Source organism: Alteromonas sp. ALT199 (assembly GCF_018619335.1).
Taxonomy (GTDB): Bacteria; Pseudomonadota; Gammaproteobacteria; order Enterobacterales; family Alteromonadaceae; genus Alteromonas.
The window spans coordinates 1-462 of sequence record NZ_JAHHDX010000171.1; the positions used below are offsets into that span (position 1 = coordinate 1).

Genomic DNA, 462 nt, shown 5'->3' on the forward strand with positions numbered 1-462 from the left:
GCTTTAAATACTGCGAACCCAGAATATAACTTTGTATTCTAAATTTGTATTATTTTTATAGGTGAATGCTAATTGACCATCTTTCTCTTTAAAAATAGTGCTTGCTCCATTGTCTGTAGGCCCTGTAGAAACACTGGCATAGCTATTTTTATCTTTAATTTCAAGTATGTAATTTTTTTTAAAGCTTACAACCATTGCTTGCGGAAATTCAAAGTTAAAACCAACCCATAGGTCATTATCTGTAGATATTTCAATTTTACCTGAACCATGAGGTGGTAGGTTGATTGCTTTTATAACCCTAACATCAGCATTAACCTTATTTAGCAAATCATCTGAATAACTGGTTTGTGAAAAAAAGCAGGTAACAAAAAATAAAACTCTTGAGATTTTCACAAAACATCCTTTTGAAGTCTAACTTTTCAATAACGGGCGCAGGCTCGTGGGGCATAATGGCGAAGCCGC

Annotated in this window: 1 protein-coding gene; it reads right to left on the bottom strand. The window is 34.0% G+C overall.

Translation table 11 applies throughout. The features are described 5' to 3' along the window. Positions 1-3 precede the first annotated feature (3 nt). Positions 4-393 carry a hypothetical protein gene (locus KL866_RS19380; RefSeq protein WP_214996579.1) on the bottom strand — a complete coding sequence of 130 codons (390 nt, stop codon included), beginning with the start codon at positions 391-393 and terminating at the stop codon, positions 4-6. Between the last annotated feature and the right edge of the window lie 69 nt (positions 394-462).